Genomic DNA, 17576 nt, shown 5'->3' on the forward strand with positions numbered 1-17576 from the left:
ACTCGGTCTGGAGCGAATCAGTCGAGGGTCGAACCGCTGATGGAAGTGCCACGCTCCGGGAAGAACAGTCGCTGCAGTTCAGTGCCAGGATTTTCCGCGCGCATGAACGCTTCACCGACGAGGAACGAATAGACGTCGCTGATTTCCATCAATTCGACATCGGCGCGATTGAGAATACCGCTCTCGGTAATGACCAGACGATCGCGCGGAATGCGCGGCAGCAGGTCGAGGGTGGTTTCCAGGCTGACGTCGAAGGTGTGCAGATTGCGGTTGTTGACCCCGACCAGTGGTGTGTCGAGGGTTTTCAACGCGCGCTCCAGCTCATCGCCATCGTGTACTTCGACCAGCACATCGAGACCGACGCTTTTGGCGACGGCGGCCAGCTCGGCCATTTTCACGTCATCCAGTGCGGAGACGATCAACAGCACACAGTCGGCGCCCAGCGCACGGGCTTCAACGATCTGGTAAGGATCAATCATGAAGTCCTTGCGGATCACCGGCAGGCTGCACGCGGCACGAGCCTGTTGCAGGTACGCATCGGCGCCCTGGAAGTAATCTATATCGGTCAGTACGGAAAGACAGGTCGCCCCACCCTTCTCGTAGCTTTTGGCGATATCGGCGGGAACGAAGTCCTCGCGAATCACGCCTTTGCTCGGCGAGGCCTTTTTGATTTCGGCAATCACCGCAGGCTGCTTCTTCTTCGCCTGCGCCAGCAATGCCTGGGCGAAACCACGGGGTGCATCGGCCGCCTTGGCCAGACTTTCCAGCTCGCTCAGGCTGACGCGAGCGCTACGCTCGGCGACTTCCTGGACTTTACGCGCCAGAATGTTTTCCAGAACCGTCGGTACACTCATCCCTCATTCTCCACTCTGAATACCGCGGTAAAGGCACCCAGCTCCTCAAGTTTTTCCCGAGCGAGACCGGTGTGCAAGGCGTCGTGCGCAAGCTCGACGCCCTGTTTCAAACTACTCGCCACGTCGGCGGCGTACAGCGCGGCACCGGCGTTGAGCACAATCATTTCGGCGGCTTTCTGACCGTTTTCGGTCTTGCGCTTGCCGAGAGCATCGCGGATCAGTGCCAGCGACGCCTCCGGGCCTTCGACCGACAGACCGTGCAGGCTCTGGCTCTTCATGCCGAGATCTTCTGGCTCGACCCAATACTCGGTGATTTCGTTGTTCTTCAGTTCCGCCACAAAGGTTGGTGCGGCGAGACTGAACTCGTCCAGGCCGTCCTTCGAATGCACCACCAGCACATGCTTGCTGCCCAAGCGTTGCAAGACTTCGGCCAATGGCCGGCACAGTGCCTGGGTGAACACGCCCACCACCTGATGTTTCACCCCGGCCGGATTCGTAAGCGGGCCGAGCATGTTGAACAGTGTGCGCAAGCCGAGATCGCGGCGCGGGCCAGCGGCGTACTTCATGGCTTTGTGGTGAGTCTGGGCGAACATGAAACCGATACCGACGTTGTCGATGCAACGCGCTACCTGAACCGGAGTCAGGTTCAGATAGATGCCGGCAGCTTCGAGCAAGTCGGCGCTGCCGCTCTTGCCCGAGACTGCGCGGTTGCCGTGCTTGGCGACAGTGCAACCGGCAGCGGCAACAACAAACGAAGAAGCCGTCGACACGTTGAAGATATTGGCACCGTCACCGCCGGTACCGACCACATCGACCACGCCGTCGAGGGTTTTCAGTTCAACCTGATCGGCCAGCTCACGCATCACCGACACCGCGCCGACGATCTCGTCGATGCTCTCGCTCTTCATGCGCATGGCCATCATGAACGCGCCGATCTGCGCGTCAGTGCATTGGCCGGTCATGATTTCGCGCATCACATCGCGCATCTCATCGGTGCTGAGGTCGAGGTGATCGACGATACGGCTCAGGGCTGTCTTGATATTCATGGGAAGTCCTTAGCGCGTGCCGCCGGTTTGTTTGAGGAAGTTGGCAAACAGTTCATGACCCTGCTCGGTCAGGATCGACTCGGGGTGGAACTGTACGCCCTCAATGTTCAGGGTCTTGTGACGCAGGCCCATGATTTCGTCGACCGAACCGTCATCGTGCTGGGTCCATGCGGTCAGTTCCAGGCAATCGGGCAACGTGTCGTGCTTGACGATCAGCGAGTGGTAACGGGTGACCGTCAGCGGATGGTTCAGGCCAGCGAAAACGCCCTTGTCCTCGTGGAATACCGGACTAGTCTTACCGTGCATTACCTGACGCGCGCGCACTACATCGCCGCCAAAAGCCTGGCCGATGGACTGGTGACCCAGGCAGACGCCGAGGATTGGCAGTTTGCCGGCAAAGTGCTTGATGGCTTCGATGGAGATACCGGCCTCGGTCGGCGTGCACGGGCCTGGGGACACCACGATGCGCTCAGGCTTGAGTGCTTCGATTTCGGCGACGGTCAATTCGTCGTTGCGCACGACTTTGACGTCGGCACCCAATTCGCCAAGGTATTGCACAACGTTGTAAGTAAAGGAGTCGTAGTTGTCGATCATCAGCAACATGGCGTTTCGAACCTCTTGAATTCTGATTTGAAAACAGCCTTCAGATCACTTGCCCGCAGGGCGCTGCACGATGTCGGACGCAGATAGACGCGTCGGCACAGCGGCATTTCAAACAGGCAAGGAAGGCAAAGCGATACAGATCCGGCGGGGCCGGCAGAAAAGATTCAGGCGCGCCAACGCCAGCGGGCGTGTGCCTTGATGACTTGATCCAGAAGTTTGCTGGTGATCAACACGGGGAAGGTCTCGTTCATACGTTCCAGCACAGTAACTTAGCTGGGCGGGGCGTGCAATATGGCCGGGGCTTTGGGGAATAAATCCAGGGGAGGATTCGCGACCGATGGCAAAACGCCGGGAGTTTTTGGTACTGTCGTTTCGTTCACCTACAACAATAAATAAACGGACTTGCTCATGATCAAACAGACGTTGTTTGTACCGCTGGCCGGCTGCCTGCTCGCACTGGCCTGCGCCCAGGCCAACGCAGCGCCCAATCCTTATTCCAGTTTCATTGTGTTTGGCGACAGCCTCAATGATGCCGGGACCTTCACCGACACTGGCGGACCGGCCGGCTCCACCGAGCGTTACACCAACCGGACCGGGCCGGTGTATCAGGATGGCAGCGGGGAACTGTATTCATTGAACTCCACGCAGTTGCTCGGCGGACGCCTTGGCTTTTCGCCAGACCAGACAGCCTCTTCCAGCTCCGCCGTGCGCGCCGAAAACGGCCAGCCGGACGGCAACAACTGGGCGGTTGGCGGTTATCGCACCGACCAGATCCTCGACTCGATCACGACGCAATCCGCCACCGGTGAACGCACCCGTGCCGGTTACCTGCCCTCAAACGGCTTCCGCGCCGACCCGAATGCGCTGTATTACATTTCCGGCGGCGGTAACGACTTCCTGCAAGGACGAATTCTCAGCCTGCCGCAAGCCAACGCCGCCGCCGATCGGCTGGCCGACAGCGTGCAAACCCTGCAAACTGCCGGTGCCAAATACGTGATGGTCTGGCTGTTGCCTGATGTTGGCCTGACGCCAGCGATCAACGGTACGCCACTGCAAACCTTCAGCAGTCAACTCGCCACCCAGTTCAACAGTCAGTTGGTCACACGCCTGCAAGGCATCAACGCCGAAATCATTCCGCTGAACATTCCGGTACTGCTCTCGGAAGTGTTCGCCGATCCTGGGCGCTTTGGCCTCGCGACCGATCAGAACCTGACCGCGACCTGCTTCAGCGGCAATAGCTGCACCGAGAACGCCCGTTACGGGATCAACAGCGCGACACCCGATCCGAGCAAGCTGATCTACAACGACGGCGTGCATCCAACCGAGGCCGGACAAAAACTGATCTCCGATTACGCCTACTCCCTGCTCGCCGCGCCGTGGGAACTGACGCTGCTACCAGAAATGGCCCACGCCACAGTGCGCGCGCATCAGGATGAACTGCGCAACCAATGGCAGGCGGATTGGGAGAATTGGCAAGCGGTCGGTCAATGGCGCGCCATTGTCTCGGCGGGCGGCCAGCATCTGGATGTCGACAGCCAAAGCAGCGGCGCCAGCGCTGATGGCAGCGGATACAACCTCAACGTCGGTGGCAGCTATCGCTTGAGTGAAGCCTGGCGCGTCGGTGTGGCGGGCGGTTTCTACCGGCAGAATCTGGAGGCCGGTCATAACGATTCGGACTACAAACTCAACAGCTACATGGCCACGGCATTTGCCCAGTACCAGCAAAACCGCTGGTGGGCTGACGCGGCGTTGACCGGTGGCAAACTCGACTACGACAACCTCAAGCGCAAGTTTGATCTGGGCGCCAGCGAAGGTGCGGAGAAAGGCGACACTGACGGCAGCCTCTGGGCCTTCAGCGCGCGTGTCGGTTACGACATTGCCCAGCCGGGCAGCGAGTGGCACCTGTCGCCATTCGTCAGCGCCGATTACGCCAGCGTTGATGTCGATGGCTACTCCGAGAAGAGCAATCGCGCCACGGCGCTGACCTTCGATGATCAGACCCGCGACTCGAAACGCCTGGGGCTGGGCTTGCAGGGCAAGTACAACATTACTCCGCAAACCCAGGTGTTCGGCGAATACGCCCACGAGCGTGAATACGAAGATGACGTACAAAAGGTCAACATCGCGCTCAATACCTTGCCGGCCAACGACTTCACACTTGAGGGCTATACGCCGCAAAGTCATTTGAACCGCTTGAGTCTGGGTGTGAGCCACAAACTCACGGCGGATCTGGCGCTGCGTGGCGGTTATTCGTTGCGCAAGGATGATGATTTTACCCAGCAGGGCGTTAACGTCGGGGTGGTGCTGGACTTTTAAACCCCTGGCACAAAAAAAGCGGCGCCCTCGCAGGCGCCGCTTTTTTATTGCCGAACACAGATCAAAATGCAGGAGTGAGCCTGCTCGCGATTGCGGTGATTCACTCAACAAATCCGTTGAATGTTAATCCGCTATCGCGAGCAGGCTCACTCCTACAAGGGTTTTGTGTGGACTCAGGCTTCCGGGGTTTGCTCGGCCAGGGCCACGGCGCGGAACATCGCGCGGCGTTTGTTCAGGGTTTCTTCCCATTCCAGCGCCGGCACCGAGTCGGCAACGATGCCGCCACCGGCCTGCACGTGCAGCTCGCCGTTTTTGATCACTGCCGTGCGAATCGCAATCGCGGTGTCCATGTTGCCGTTCCAGGCGAAATAACCGACCGCGCCACCGTACACGCCACGCTTGACCGGCTCCAGTTCGTCGATGATTTCCATCGCGCGAATCTTCGGCGCGCCCGACAAGGTGCCCGCCGGCAGAATCGCCCGCAGCGCGTCCATCGCCGTCAGCCCGGCCTTCAACTGGCCGGTAACGTTGGAGACGATATGCATCACATTGGAATAACGCTCGATGACCATCTTCTCGGTGAGTTTCACCGAACCGATTTCCGAAACGCGACCGGTATCATTACGACCGAGGTCGATCAGCATCAAGTGCTCAGCGATCTCCTTATCGTCCGACAGCAGGTCTTCTTCCAGCGCCACGTCCGCCTCTTCGGTCGCGCCACGAGGGCGAGTACCGGCGATCGGGCGCACGGTGATCAGGTTGTCTTCAACCCGCACCAGCACTTCCGGCGAACTGCCAACAACGTGGAAGTCGCCGAAGTTGAAGAAGTACATGTACGGCGTCGGGTTGAAGCAGCGCAGGGCGCGGTACAGATCGATCGGCGCAGCCTTGAAGTCGATCGACATGCGCTGCGACGGCACGACCTGCATGCAGTCACCGGCCAGGATGTATTCCTTGATGGTGTCGACGGCTTTTTCGTAATCGTCCTGAGTGAAACTGGAACGGAACAGCGGATCAGCCGCTTGCTGCTTGCTGAAGTCCAGGCCACGGCGCGGGGTGATCGGCTGGCGCAGTTTTTCCAGCAATGCCTGCAATTGCGCCTGACCTTGTTCGAAGGCATCCGCCTGCGCGGGGTCGGCCAGGACGATCGCGTGCATCTTGCCGGCGAGGTTATCGAACACCACAACAGCGTCGGAAACCATCAGCAGAATGTCCGGCACACCCAGCGGATCCGGGTTCGGGCACTTGCCCAGACGCTTCTCGACATAACGCACACAGTCGTAACCGAAGTAACCCACCAGACCACCGTTGAAACGCGGCAAACCGGCAATGGTCGGCACGTTGTAGCGCGCCTTGAAGGTTTCGACGAAGGCCAGCGGGTCTTCAACATCGTGGCTTTCGGTCTCGACGCCATCAACGGTCACGCTGACGTGATGGTCGTGAACCCGCAGCACGGTGCGGCACGGCAGGCCGATGATCGAATAACGGCCCCATTTCTCGCCACCCTGCACCGATTCGAGCAGGTAGGAGTTGGGCTGGTCGGCCAGTTTCAGGTAGATCGACAGCGGCGTGTCGAAGTCGGCCAGGGTTTCGCAGGCCAACGGAATGCGGTTGTAGCCGTCAGCGGCCAAGCGCAGGAATTCTTCGCGGATCATAAGGTGCCTCGTGGTGTGAGGTGCTATCAGTCAGGTATGCAAACGCGCCGGCAGGCCGGCCAGGAACAAGTCAGGCGCGCCAACGCCAGCGGGCCAGGGCCTTGATGACTTTCATCCAGAGTTTGCGAGTGACCACCACGATGGCGTTTCCAGAATGGGATTGAGCTGCGTCGGGCAACGTTATCTCAGCGGCCGAACCGAGGCAACCGGGAATTAGCTTGCGCAGATCGTCGATGACCAGCGCCGGTGATTCTTCGGCAATCGGTCGGCCATGGTTGTAGCCATAACTCAGCGCCACGCATTTGACCCCCGCCGCTTTCGCCGCCAGTACATCGCTGCGCGAGTCGCCGACGAACAACGATTGCGAGGCCGGAATGTTGGCCATTTTCATTACAAAAAACAGCGCCGCCGGATCCGGTTTCTTCTGCGGCAAGGTATCGCCACCAATGATCCACTTGAAGTAGCGGCCGATTTTCATCTGATCCAGCAACGGCGCGACGAAGCGCTCCGGCTTGTTGGTGATCAGCGCCATGGCCACGCCCTGCTTGTGCAGCCACTTGAGAGTGTCGCGCACGCCGGGATAGACCACGGTCAGCTCATGGCTGGCGCCGTAGGCTTGCATGAACACTTCCAGTGCATGCTCGGCCTCGACGTCATCCACCGCTGAATGATCGATGCCACCGGCCAAGGCGCGGCGCACCAGGACCGGCGCGCCGTTGCCCACCCATTCGCGCACCGATTCGATGCCCGCAGGCTTGCGGCCAAGTGAGAGCAGCATGGTGTCCACCGCCGCTGCCAGGTCTGGAACCGAGTCGATCAGTGTGCCATCCAGATCGAACATCACCAGCCGTGGCAGTTTCCCCGGGAACAGCTGCTCAAACCCGCTCATGGGCGCGCCAGCGCCAGTTCGGAACGCATCTTGTCGATGACTTCCTGATAGTTCGGCGCGTTGAAGATCGCCGAGCCAGCGACAAAGGTGTCAGCGCCAGCGGCGGCGATTTCGCGGATGTTGTTGACGTTGACGCCGCCGTCGATTTCCAGACGGATGTCACGGCCCGAGGCATCGATGATCGCCCGCGCTTCGCGCAGCTTGTCGAGGGTGCCAGGGATGAATTTCTGCCCGCCGAAGCCTGGGTTGACGCTCATCAGCAAGACCATATCGACCTTGTCGATCACGTACTTGAGCACGTCCAGCGGGGTCGCCGGGTTGAACACCAGACCGGATTTGCAACCGCCTTCACGGATCAGTTGCAGCGAACGATCGACGTGCAGCGTGGCTTCCGGGTGGAAGGTGATGTAGGTGGCGCCGGCTTCGATGAAGTCACCGACGATGCGATCCACCGGGCTGACCATCAAGTGCGCATCGATCGGTGCGGTAACGCCGTACTTGCGCAATGCCGCGCAGACCATCGGACCGATGGTCAGGTTAGGCACGTAGTGGTTGTCCATCACGTCGAAGTGAACGAAGTCGGCACCAGCGGCCAGAACGTTGTCGACTTCCTCGCCGAGGCGGGCGAAGTCGGCGGAGAGAATCGACGGAGCAATTACGAAGGGCTGCATGACGCACCTTTTCTGAGCTAAATCACGATGGCGCGCATTGTATACCTCAAGTTTCCAAGCGCGCACCGTGACCGCGATGATTGGGTTGTGCCATGACGGAGGACGGGCGCTGACTCAATACGCCGCGCGGTAGATCTTCTCGATGTCCCCAGCGCTGAGTTTGCGCGGATTGTTGCGCATCAGCCGCTCAATGCCCGCCGCTTCCACGGCCATCGCCGGGATTGCCTCTTCCGGGACACCGAAACTGCGCAGCCCGGCCGGAATTTCCACGGCTGCGCACAGATCGCTCATTGCCTGCACGGCTTTATCCGCTGCTTCGGCGGCACTCAGATGAGCAGTCTTCACCCCCATGGCTTCGGCAATATCCTGCATGCGTTCGACGCAGGCCATCTTGTTCCAGGTCATGACATACGGCAGCAGCAAGGCATTGCTGACGCCATGGGCAATGTTGAAACGCCCGCCCAGCGGATACGCCAGCGCATGCACCGCGCCGACCCCGGCATTGCCGAACGCCATGCCGGCCATCAGGCTGGCGGTGGCCATGTCTTCGCGCGCTTGCAGGTTGGTGCCGTTGGCGTAGGCCTTGGGCAACGCGTTGGCGATCAGCTTGATGGCGCCGATGGCAAGCGAGTCGGTGATCGGCGAGGCATTCACCGACAGATAGGATTCGATGGCGTGCACCAGCGCGTCGACGCCACTGGCGGCGGTGACGCTGCGCGGACAGGTCAGGGTCATCTGCGGGCTGACCAGCGCCACGTCCGGTAATAGAAAGTCGCTGACGATGCCTTTCTTCAACTGCGCGACTTTGTCCGAGAGGATCGCGACGTTGGTAACTTCGGAACCGGTGCCGGCGGTGGTCGGGATGGCGATCAGCGGCGGGCCTTTGCGCGGGACTTGGTCGACGCCGAACAGGTCCTCCAGCGCGCCGTGGTAACCGGCGTAGGCAGCGACACTCTTGGCGATGTCGATGGCACTGCCACCACCGAGACCGATCAAGCCGTCATGCCCGCCCTCACGGTAAACGCGCATGCAGTCTTCGACGATGGCGATTTCCGGGTCTGGCAGTACGCGGTCGAAAATCTCGTAGTCGCGCCCGCCGAGTTGCACCAGCGCCAGCTCCACCGTGCCGGATTTGACCAGCGCGGCATCGGTGACGATCAGGGGGTTGTCGATGTCGAGGCGTGTGAGTTCGGCGGCCAGTTGCTCGATGGCGGCGGCGCCGGTGATCAGTTTGTGAGCGATTTTGAACTGGGACAGACTCATCGTGCGCAGCCTCTTATAGATGTGGGAGCTGGGCACAAGATTAGCTGGGGATTTGGGGTTGTCTGCTATTCATCTGGTGAATGACCCGTTAAGGGCAAGAGCAAGAGCCCCTCACCCTAACCCTCTCCCGGAGGGAGAGGGGACTGACCGCGTTGTACTCTCGAAGTACACCGACCTGAAATACCGAGTCGAACTCAGGCCTCGAAAGCCATGAAGATCTGCTCCCTTTCCCCCTCGCCCCCCTGGGGGAGAGGGCTGGGGTGAGGGGGTAAGCTTTTGATCTGGCCCTTAAACCTGAGCCGTACGCAGTTTCTCGCTGCGCCCACGCAACCATTCCAGGGTCAGCAGCAGAATCACCGAGAAAGCGATCAGCAAGGTCGCCGCAGCGGCGATGGTCGGGCTGAGGTTCTCGCGAATCCCGCTAAACATCTGCCGAGGCAACGTCGCCTGCTCGGGACCTGCGAGAAACAGCGTCACCACCACTTCATCAAACGAAGTGGCAAACGCAAACAGCGCCCCGGAAATCACCCCCGGCGCAATCAGCGGCAAGGTCACCCGACGAAACGCGGTCAGTGGCGATGCACCGAGACTCGCCGCTGCACGCACCAGATTATGGTTAAACCCCTGCAACGTCGCCGACACGGTGATGATCACAAACGGCACACCCAACACCGCGTGCACCACGATCAGCGAGAAGAAGCTGTTACCCAAACCCAGCGGCGCAAAAAACAGATAACTCGCCACACCAATGATCACCACCGGCACCACCATCGGCGAAATCACCAGCGCCATGACCAGCGCTTTACCGGGAAAATCTCCCCGAGTCAGACCAATCGCCGCCAGCGTACCGAAGACCATTGCCAGTACCGTCGCCGCCGGGGCAACAATGATGCTGTTCTTCAGTGCGCGCATCCATTCCGCCGAGGCGAAGAAGTCGTGGTACCACTGCAGCGAGAAACCCTGCAGCGGATAGACCAGAAAACTCCCCGAGTTGAACGACAGCGGAATGATCACCAGCACCGGCAGAATCAGGAACAACAGAATCAAGCCGCAGAGAATCCGCAGGCTGTAGAACCACACCCGTTCAATGGGCGACATGTAAGGACTCAGCATTTCGAATTCCCCTTAGCTCAGGCGCAGGCGACTGGCGCCGACCAGCCAGCTGTAAATCAGATAAAGCACTACAGTCGCCAGCAGCAACAGCCCGCCCAGCGCGGTGGCCATGCCCCAGTTGATGCTGGTGTTGGTGTAGAAGGCGACGAAGTAGCTGACCATTTGATCGTTCGGGCTGCCGAGCAGCGCCGGGGTGATGTAGTAGCCGATGGCGAGGATGAACACCAACAGGCAACCGGCGCCAACACCGGCGTAGGTCTGCGGGAAGTACACCCGCCAGAAACTGGCGAACGGGTGGCAGCCGAGGGAAATGGCGGCACGCATGTAGGTAGGCGAGATGCCTTTCATCACGCTGTAGATCGGCAGAATCATGAACGGCAGCAGGATGTGCACCATCGAGATGTACACACCGGTGCGGTTGAACACCAGTTCCAGCGGTTTATCGATGATGCCCATGGCCATCAGGCCGCTGTTGATCAACCCGCCGGATTGCAGGAGCACGATCCACGCGGCGACGCGCACCAGGATCGAGGTCCAGAACGGCAGCAGCACCAGAATCATCAGCAGGTTGCTTTGCCGCGATGGCAGGTTCGCCAACAGGTAGGCCAGTGGATACGCGAGCACCAGACAGATCACGGTGATGACCAGACCCATCCAGAACGTGCGGGCGAAGATGTCGAGGTAGATCGCCTGATCCGGCGTGGCCGGGGCGATTTCGCCGAGGTCGTCGATGCGGTGATCGACTGCCGCCAGCAGGTAATACGGGGTGATGCTGCTGGTGTTGCGTTTGACCGCTTGCCAGTAGGCCGGGTCGCCCCAACGTTCGTCGAGTGCTTCCAGCGCTTCTTTATAAGAGGCCGGTTCGCTGGCGAATGGCAGCGCCCGGGCGGTTTTGGTCAGCAGGCTGCGATAGCCGGCCAACTCCATGTTCAAGCGCTTGGACAGATCGCCCAGCGTCTGGTTTTTGCGCGCTTCGGCGAGGTCTTCGCCGGCGGCTTTGTAGACCGGTTCAGCGGGCAGGCCGCGGCCGTCCCAACTGGCGATGGCCGCCACGGTGCGCGGCATGCCGCCGACCACTTCGGGGTTGCCGACGCTTTTGTAGAGCAGCGCCACGATCGGCACCAGAAACACCAGCAACAGAAACAGCACCAGCGGCGCAATCAGCGCTTGAGCCTTCCAGCGGTTGACCCGCTCGGCGCGCTTGAGCTTCTGCTTCAAGGTGGGGCTGTTGCCCTCGTTCAGGGGAACGGCGATGGCCATGACGTACTCCGCAAATCTTTGATCGTTACAGAGGTGGTGAATACCACCTCGAACTTTTGCTACTGATCGTTCCCACGCTCTGCGTGGGAATGAATCCAGTGACGCTCTGCGTCACACGGGGACGCGGAGCGTCCCGGGCGGCGTTCCCACGCAGAGCGTGGGAACGATCATCCGGAAAGCCGTCGGCCCGTATGCTCGGGTTACTTCGCAGCCCAGGAGTTGAAGCGCTGCTCCAGTTGCTCGCCGTTGTCAGCCCAGAAGCTGACGTCGATCTGCACCTGGTTGGCGATGTTTTCCGGGGTGGTCGGCATGTCTTTGAGGACGTCCTTGGCCAGCAGCGGTACGGCTTGGGTGTTAGCCGGGCCATAGGCGATGTTTTCCGAGTAGGTCTTCTGCTGCTGCGGCTGTACCGAGAAGGCGATGAACTTCTTCGCCGCTTCCGCGCGTTTGGCGTCCAGACCTTTCGGGATAGCCCAGGCGTCGAAGTCGTAGATGCCGCCGTTCCACACCACTTTCAGGTTGGATTCTTTTTGCACGGCAGCGATGCGACCGTTGTAGGCCGAGCTCATCACTACGTCACCGGAAGCGAGGTATTGCGGCGGTTGCGCGCCGGCTTCCCACCACTGAATGCTTGGCTTCAGCTCATCAAGCTTCTTGAACGCGCGATCCTGGCCGCCCTTGCTCGCCAGCTCTTTGTAGACGTCTTTCGGCGCTACGCCATCGGCCATCAAAGCGAATTCGAGGGTGTATTTGGCGCCTTTGCGCAGGCCACGTTTACCCGGGAATTTCTTGGTGTCCCAGAAATCCGCCCAACTGGTCGGGGCGGTTTTCAGCTTGTCGGCGTTGTAAGCCAACACGGTCGACCAAACGAAGAAGCCCACGCCGCACGGCTGAATCGCGCCTTTGACGTAGTCTTCAGTCTTGCCGAACAGCGCCGGGTCGAGTTGTTCGAACATGTCTTCGTCGCAGCCACGGGACAGCTCTGGCGATTCAACTTCGACCAAGTCCCACGACACGCTCTTGGTGTCGACCATGGCTTTGACCTTGGCCATTTCGCCGTTGTACTCGCCAGCGACGATCTTGCCATTGCCCGCCGCTTCCCACGGTGCATAGAAGGCTTTGACTTGCGCGGCCTTGTTCGCCCCGCCAAACGACACCACGGTCAAATCCGGGCCGGCGGCCATCGCGCTGGCCGCACCCATCAGGCCCAGGGTCAGGGCGGTGAACTTCAGGGATCTCAACATTTATTGTTCTCTCCACGTGCAGGGTTGGTGTTGGTATTGCCGGGGCGATCAGTTCGCCTCTAGAAGAGGATCGAGTGCGCGTACGTGCTCGACCTGCCAGCCAAGCGGAACCACGTCACCGACCGCGAGCGCTGGATCGAGCTCGGCAATCGGCTGTTTCACGAAGAAGTCGGTCTTGCCGCAGACTTCCAGGCGCACCCGGACGTGGTCGCCCAGATAGATGAATTCCGCCACCCTCCCTGAGAAGCGGTTAACGCATTGATCACTGGAACCGTTGAGACTGATGCGCTCCGGACGGATCGACAAAGTCACCGGTTCGCCGGTCTGGCCGACGTTGACCGCCAGCGCCTCGACCTTTTCGCCACGGCCCAACTCGACCACGCAACGCTCGCCGTTCTGGCTCAACAGGCGACCGTTAAGGCGGTTGTTTTCACCGATGAAGTTGGCAACAAAGGTATTTTTCGGTTCTTCGTAAAGTGTGCGCGGCGGGGCGATCTGCTGGATTTCGCCCTGATGGAATACCGCAACGCGATCGGACATGGTCAGCGCTTCGCCCTGATCGTGGGTCACGTAGACCACGGTTACGCCGAGGCGCTGGTGCAGGTGTTTGATTTCCATCTGCATGTGTTCACGCAGTTGCTTGTCGAGGGCGCCGAGGGGTTCGTCCATCAGCACCAGTTGCGGTTCGAACACCAGCGCGCGGGCCAGCGCCACACGCTGCTGCTGACCACCGGACAACTGCGCCGGGTAGCGCGAGGCAAACGCATCGAGCTGGACCATGCTGAGGACTTTCTTGACCTTGTCGTTGACGTCGCTTTTATTCAGGCCACGCACGCTCAGCGGGAACGCGAGGTTTTCGGCGACGGTCATGTGCGGGAACAGCGCGTAGTTCTGGAACACCATGCCGATGTCACGCTTGTGTGGCGGCACGTTGTTGATCGAACGCCCGGCCAGCAGGATCTCACCAGCGGTCGGCGTTTCGAAACCGGCGAGCATCATCAGGCTGGTGGTCTTGCCGGAACCGGACGGCCCGAGCAGGGTGAGAAATTCGCCTTTGCGAATGTCCAGGTTGAGGTCTTTGACGATCAGGTTCTCGCCGTCGTAGCTCTTCTGCACTCCACGAAAGCTGACCAGCACATCACTGGCCCCTGCGTTTGTATCGACCTGGCTCATACCCACACCTTTGTTGTTGATGACTGCTTGTGGGTTAAGCCTAGTGGCTGCTGACAGCCACGCAAATCGGGGCGCAGGAGAGAATCGCCTCAGCCGGATGGAAGGTTGGGGGTAGGGATTGCCCTACAAGGATGGCGCTAATGGATAAGGCAGTGGCGAGGGTTGAGCTGCAAGCTGCAAGAACAAGCAAAAGCGCCTGTCGCTAACAGATATGCTCACAATCCAGGGTTAAACAACGAAACCTGTGGGAGCTGGCTTGCCAGCGATAGCGGTGGATCAGCCGACATTGATGTGATTGACATGCCCTCATCGCTGGCAAGCCAGCTCCCACAGAGTTTTGTGGTGCATTTAGAGGAGTTTGTGTTCCATCGCGTATTTGACCAGTTCGGCCAGCGAGGTGATGTTGAGCTTCTGCATCAGCCGCGCCTTGTGGGTGCTGATGGTTTTGCTGCTCAGCGCCAGTTGCTGGGCGATGTCGTTGACGTTGGCGCCCTGGGCCAGGCGTTCGAACACCGAGAACTCGCGTTCGGACAGCAACGAATGCAGCGGCCGCGCATCAGTCAGGCCGACTTCAAACACCATGCGATCCGCCAGATCCGGATCAATGTATCGCCCACCCGCCGCGACTTTGCGAATGGCGGTGAGCAACAGCGCCGGGTCACTGTCCTTGGTCGCATACCCGGCGGCGCCGACCTTCAGCGCCCGCGCAGCCATCTGCGCTTCGTCGTGCATAGATAGCACCAGGATCGCCGGTGGATTGTTCAGCGCGCGGATTCGCGGGATCGCCTCCAGGCCATTGACCCCGGGCATGGAGATGTCGAGCAGCACCACTTCGCACGGCACGCTGCGCAGGGCCTCAAGCAATTGCTCGCCATTGCTCGCCTCGCCCACTACTTGCAGATCCTTGGCCAGGCCGATCAATTGCTTGATGCCTTCACGGACGATGGTGTGGTCTTCGGCTACCAGTACACGGATCACGTTTTTCTCCAGATTTCAGGTACACAGCAATCCCTGTGGGAGCGAGCCTGCTCGCGAAAGCGTCAGCCCAAACACCACATATCTTCAAACCTCACTCACCGGCACCCAAACATTCAGACTGGTGCCCTCCCCCGGCTCACTCTCCAGCACCAACCGCCCGCCCATGATCAGCACCCGCTCACGCATGCCGACCAGGCCAAACGAAGTCGGTCGACCGCTGGCGGGAACAAATCCTACGCCATCATCACTGACCGTCAGACATAACTCATCGCCTTCCAGCGCCAACGTCAGTTCCACAGTATGCGCCTGAGCATGGCGCATCACATTGGTCAGCGCCTCCTGCAAGATCCGGAACAAGCCAATTGCCTTGGCATCACTGAGTACCGGCAGATTATCCGGTACCTGCACCAGACACGGGATCTGCGTACGCGCCTCGAAGCGCCGCGCCTGCCACTCGATCGCCGAGGCAATCCCGGCATCGAGAATCGGCGGTCGCAGCGCCGTGGCCACGTCGCGCACCAACTGGAACAACTGAGCGATCAGGCGTTTCATGCTGTTCAACCGCTCGTTCAACCCCGGATCGAGTTGCGCGTAGGCTAACTCGCACATCGATGTTTCCAGCTTCAGCACGGTCAACATCTGCCCAAGTTCATCGTGAACCTCGCGGGCAATGCGCGCCTTCTCTTCTTCACGCACGCTCTCAAGGTGCGCCGACAGTTCGCGCAGTTGCTCACGGGAGGCCGCCAGTTCCAGCTCGATACGCTTGCTCTCGGTGATGTCCCAGACGATGCCGTCCCAGACATAGGCGCCATCCTCCAGTTGCCGGGTGATCGCCTTGATCTCGGCCCAGCGCTGCTGGCCTTGACGCGTGAGGATCCGGCCCTGCCACGACCAGTCACTGTCGGTGTCCAGAGCCTGATCCTGAGTGCGGTGATAACTCGCCTTATCGTCGGGATGCACCAGGCTGCGCAGACCCATGTCGCGATGGGCTATGGTGGCCGGGGCGTAACCGACCAGGCTTTCGCTGCCCTCGCTGATGTAGGCAAAGTCGATCTGCCCGGTCACCGGCGCGCGCTCCAGACGAAACACCAATCCCGGCACGTTGGCGGCGATGCCTTGCAGACGCGCCTCGCTTTCCTGCAACGCGGCGAGGGCGCGACGGCGCTCGGTGACGTCGGTGAGGTACACCACCAGGTATTCACTGTCGCGAAAGCGCAGGAAACTCAGCGAGACATCCGCCGGCAAAATACTGCCGTCAGCCCGCACGCAACTGGTTTCGAAACTCAGCGGACCTTCTTCACTGGCCCGCGCGCGCTTCCACAGATTGAGCCAGCGGTCCATGTGCAGACCCGGTTCGAAGTCGATCAATGGCCGTTCGATCAGTCCGCCCGAGGGATAACCGAGCATGATTTCCGCCGCGCGATTGGCGTAGCGCACATGGCTGTCCCAGTTGACCCAAAGGATGCCGACGGTGCTTTGGTCGATGGAGAACTGCGTCAACCGCAGCGCTTCTTCGTTGGCCGCGCGCAAGGCGATGTCTTCCCGGGCGGCCAGCAATCGCTGTTCGAGGCTGTGCTGTTGGCGACGCTGCCAGAACACGATTGCGACACAACTGAGCAGCATCACTGCAAACAACAAGCTGAGGTTTTGCCAGAACCCCGGCGACTCCGAGAGTCGCGGATATTTCGGTTGCAGCCACTGGTTGTGTAACTGCTCCAGATCCTTGGCCGGGATGGCACGCAGCGCACTTTGAAGGATGCCGGCCAACTCTGGCCAATCGCGGCGCGAGCCGACGCGCAGCAGTTGTGGCAGGCCGATATCGCCGACCACCACCAGCCCGGCGAACTCAGGCTCTACCGATAAGCGCCCGAGTTGCGCCTCATCGACCACGGCGTAGGCGGCCTGCTGACTCAACAGCAACTGCAACGCCTGACGCTCCAGTGGTACACCTTGCAGATTCAGATGGGGGTAGTTGCCGCGCAGGTAATCAGCCGTGCTGCTGGGCATGCGCACGGCGACGCGGATCTGGCTGTCGAGCTTCTCCAGATCGACCACACCACTGGCCTTCTGGTCGCTGACCACCAGTTGCGGCACGCGCATGTACGGATCAGAGAACTGCCACAGACGCAGGGCACTCGGGGTCTGGCTCAGGCCCGGAGCGATATCGATCTCGCCCTCGCGCATGGCGGCGTCCAATTGCGCGAGATCCTGAAAATTGCGCCAGCTCAGTTCGACATTGAGCACCTTGGCCAGCAACTTCATCAGCTCGACGTTGGCCCCCGACAGCCGTTGCAAGCGCCGGTCGTATTGCGCATACGGGGCTTGCAACACCAGGCCGACGCGTAATTCATTGTGCTGCGCCAGCCATTGCTGCTGGCTCGCCGACAACTGTGCGAGATGAGAAGGCGGCGCAGGCGCCGCCCAGCCCATCAAGGGAAACCACAAACAGCCGATAACCCACAGGCAGCAAAATCGCTTCATTGAAGTCTCATACACTGACAAATTCTGACC

14 protein-coding genes are annotated in these 17576 nt (G+C 60.3%); 1 reads left to right on the forward strand and 13 read right to left on the reverse strand.

The features are described from left to right. Window positions 1-17 precede the first annotated feature (17 nt). Genes trpC through ACM6IN_RS05400 form a run of 3 tightly spaced genes read right to left on the reverse strand, consistent with a single transcriptional unit; the run spans window position 18 to window position 2503 of the window. Window positions 18-854 carry an indole-3-glycerol phosphate synthase TrpC gene (gene trpC / locus ACM6IN_RS05390; RefSeq protein ID WP_007918803.1) on the reverse strand — a complete coding sequence of 279 codons (837 nt, stop codon included), beginning with the start codon at window positions 852-854 and terminating at the stop codon, window positions 18-20. Next, window positions 851-1900: an anthranilate phosphoribosyltransferase gene (trpD, locus tag ACM6IN_RS05395; RefSeq protein WP_007918805.1), complete on the reverse strand. Its 1050-nt coding sequence runs from the start codon at window positions 1898-1900 to the stop codon at window positions 851-853. The genes trpC and trpD overlap by 4 nt, the downstream gene beginning before the upstream one ends. Window positions 1901-1909: 9 nt before the next feature. Further along, the gene (locus ACM6IN_RS05400) at window positions 1910-2503 is read right to left on the reverse strand and encodes an aminodeoxychorismate/anthranilate synthase component II (RefSeq protein WP_007918806.1); all 594 of its coding nucleotides are present in this window, start codon (window positions 2501-2503) and stop codon (window positions 1910-1912) included. 408 nt (window positions 2504-2911) lie between these two features. Between ACM6IN_RS05400 and estP the strand changes: the two genes are divergently transcribed. Continuing rightward, a complete protein-coding gene (gene estP, locus ACM6IN_RS05405) occupies window positions 2912-4819 on the forward strand; it encodes an esterase EstP (protein ID WP_414915550.1) in 1908 nt (635 codons plus the stop codon). 173 nt (window positions 4820-4992) lie between these two features. Here estP and trpE read toward each other — a convergent pair whose 3' ends face one another. The 10 genes from trpE to ACM6IN_RS05455 all read right to left on the reverse strand — a co-directional run bounded on the left by trpE (window position 4993) and on the right by ACM6IN_RS05455 (window position 17546). Beyond that, window positions 4993-6474, reverse strand: a complete 1482-nt coding sequence (gene trpE, locus ACM6IN_RS05410) for an anthranilate synthase component I (RefSeq protein ID WP_414915551.1) — start codon at window positions 6472-6474, stop codon at window positions 4993-4995. Window positions 6475-6544: 70 nt separating this feature from the next. Next, entirely contained in the window at window positions 6545-7363 is an 819-nt protein-coding gene (locus ACM6IN_RS05415; RefSeq protein ID WP_414915552.1) for a phosphoglycolate phosphatase, read from the reverse strand. Continuing rightward, on the reverse strand, window positions 7360-8034 hold the full coding sequence (gene rpe / locus ACM6IN_RS05420; RefSeq protein WP_007918813.1) for a ribulose-phosphate 3-epimerase: 675 nt from the start codon (window positions 8032-8034) through the stop codon (window positions 7360-7362). Before rpe ends, ACM6IN_RS05415 begins: the two co-directional genes overlap by 4 nt. A 114-nt stretch (window positions 8035-8148) precedes the next feature. Then, window positions 8149-9297 (reverse strand): iron-containing alcohol dehydrogenase, encoded by a 1149-nt coding sequence (locus ACM6IN_RS05425; RefSeq protein WP_007918817.1) that lies wholly within the window; start codon window positions 9295-9297, stop codon window positions 8149-8151. A gap of 288 nt (window positions 9298-9585) precedes the next feature. Next, window positions 9586-10410, reverse strand: a complete 825-nt coding sequence (locus ACM6IN_RS05430) for an ABC transporter permease (RefSeq protein ID WP_007910157.1) — start codon at window positions 10408-10410, stop codon at window positions 9586-9588. Window positions 10411-10422: 12 nt separating this feature from the next. Next, window positions 10423-11670 (reverse strand): ABC transporter permease, encoded by a 1248-nt coding sequence (locus ACM6IN_RS05435; RefSeq protein WP_007910155.1) that lies wholly within the window; start codon window positions 11668-11670, stop codon window positions 10423-10425. A 200-nt stretch (window positions 11671-11870) separates the two neighbouring features. Beyond that, window positions 11871-12914: an ABC transporter substrate-binding protein gene (locus tag ACM6IN_RS05440; protein ID WP_038363355.1), complete on the reverse strand. Its 1044-nt coding sequence runs from the start codon at window positions 12912-12914 to the stop codon at window positions 11871-11873. Window positions 12915-12962: 48 nt separating this feature from the next. Continuing rightward, window positions 12963-14087, reverse strand: coding sequence for an ABC transporter ATP-binding protein (locus tag ACM6IN_RS05445; RefSeq protein WP_007910151.1), 1125 nt, complete (start codon window positions 14085-14087; stop codon window positions 12963-12965). Window positions 14088-14435: 348 nt separating this feature from the next. Continuing rightward, the gene (locus ACM6IN_RS05450; protein ID WP_007910149.1) at window positions 14436-15065 is read right to left on the reverse strand and encodes a response regulator transcription factor; all 630 of its coding nucleotides are present in this window, start codon (window positions 15063-15065) and stop codon (window positions 14436-14438) included. Between the two features lie 84 nt (window positions 15066-15149). Then, complete coding sequence (locus ACM6IN_RS05455) at window positions 15150-17546, reverse strand: PAS domain S-box protein (protein WP_414893110.1); 2397 nt, start codon at window positions 17544-17546, stop codon at window positions 15150-15152. Between the last annotated feature and the right edge of the window lie 30 nt (window positions 17547-17576).

This window comes from Pseudomonas sp. IT-P395, assembly GCF_949767675.1.
Classification (GTDB): domain Bacteria; phylum Pseudomonadota; class Gammaproteobacteria; order Pseudomonadales; family Pseudomonadaceae; genus Aquipseudomonas.